At 44.7% G+C, this 1676-nt stretch carries 2 protein-coding genes; one reads left to right on the top strand and one right to left on the bottom strand.

Translation table 11 applies throughout. From position 1 onward, the window contains the following. Positions 1–728, top strand: a 728-nt coding sequence (locus GY843_RS20000) for an amidohydrolase (protein WP_297312331.1), incomplete at its 5' end; no start/stop codon positions are given. A gap of 41 nt (positions 729–769) precedes the next feature. On the opposite strand, the gene GY843_RS19995 is transcribed toward GY843_RS20000, so the two are convergent. After that, on the bottom strand, positions 770–1676 hold a 907-nt coding region (locus GY843_RS19995; RefSeq protein WP_297312329.1), incomplete at its 5' end, for a mandelate racemase/muconate lactonizing enzyme family protein.

The raw sequence follows: 1676 nt of genomic DNA, 5'->3' as shown, positions 1-1676 counted from the left end.
TTGAATCAGATCTGATTCTATCCCCCTCTCATCACTTAGCTGGCTTTGTGCACATTGAAGCTGGTTTTGATAATGAACAACCACACCGTGAGATTGCTTGGCTGGAAGAGCATTGCTCACTACCTTTTAGATCCATAGCATTCGCTGATCTTACTTCTCCTCAATGTATTAAAAAGCTGGAACAGTTAAAGCCTTTTAAATCAGTTGTAGGAGTTAGACACATTCTTGATGAACAGACCATTGATCTGCTATCTCAAGAAACCTTTCAGAAAAATCTAAGGCTGCTGGCAGATAATGGACTGGTTTTTGAAGCTCAGTTAATCTTGGATGACCTTCCAGCGGTAAAGCTTCTTGCAGAAGTTGTTCAAGGGATACCGAAGCTTAAAGTAGTTATTAATCATTGTGGCTTTCCACAAAACTTGTCTGACGAGTGGATAGACTCAATAACTCGTTTAGCGCATCTACCTGAATGCAGTATCAAATGTTCGGGGTGGGAGATGCTAGATCGGAACTGGACTGCAGATCAGGTAAAGCCCTTTATTAACTTTGCTATTCGTCAGTTTGGGCTGACCAGGGTTATGTTGGCGAGTAATTTTCCCGTCAGCGAACTTTCCTATAGTTATGCGGAAATTTGGCAGCGCTACTTGAATGAGATGGAATGGAAAGGTTTTGAGAAAGAGATGCTGGTATATGAGAATGCCAAGCGCATCTATAAGTTAGATTTGTAAAAAAGGCTCCTTATGGAGCCTTTTGTTTTTCTTCTGTAAAGCTATTTAACTTCTATACGTGGTGAGCGCATTACGACTTCATCGTTCAGCTCAATACCGATGCCTGGTTCTTCTGATACCTGGAAGAAACCATTTACAGGTTGTGGATCTTGAATACAAAGCTCACGGTTCCACTTTTTGATCGCATAAGTGTGGTGCTCATGGATCAGGAAGTTTGGAATGGCTGTTTCAAGATGTAATGAAGCGGCTGTAGCCACAGGGCCACCACATACATGTGCCTGAATGCGAACATCGTAGACATCTGCGTAGTCACACACTTTCTTGGTTTCAGTGAAACCACCACACAGGCCGATATCAGGCTGCAGTACATCAAGGCTCTGATCTTCCAGATAAGGACGTACTCCCCAGCGGTTATAAAGGCGTTCACCGCCTGCTATGGGAACATTCACTTTATCAGCGACCCGTTTGTGTAGTTCTGAGTTGAGGTAGTTAACCGGCTCTTCGAAGTACATGCAGCGAGCTTCTTCAACCAGTTCTCCTAGCTGAATGGCAGTAGATGCGCCCGGTAAACTGTGACATTCAAAGATGATGTCGCCATCTTCCCCCATCGCTTCGCGGATCGCCATTAGACGGTCGCGGAACATTTTCATCTCTTTATTGGTGAAGAGTTTGGTGCGGTCGAAGAAGGTTTCGCCTTTATCGTTGTACATGATCGGGTCAACTTTGACTGCATCATATCCTTCAGCCATCGCCTTTTCAGCTGCTTTGGCATAGTCTTCCGGATCAACCAACGCTGCAAAATCATCATCCCAGTCAAACTGTAACTGGCTGGCGTAAGTGCGTAACTTATCGTTCACCTTACCGCCCAATAACTGATAAACCGGCAAGCCAAGCGCTTTGCCTTTGATATCCCAAAGCGCAGTATCAATCGCACTCATTGCTGCGTAG

Source organism: Neptuniibacter sp., from assembly GCF_024231755.1.
Lineage (GTDB): Bacteria > Pseudomonadota > Gammaproteobacteria > Pseudomonadales > Balneatricaceae > Neptuniibacter.
The sequence above is the reverse complement of the archived record's forward strand: the minus strand, read 5'-3'. Positions and strand labels throughout refer to the sequence as shown.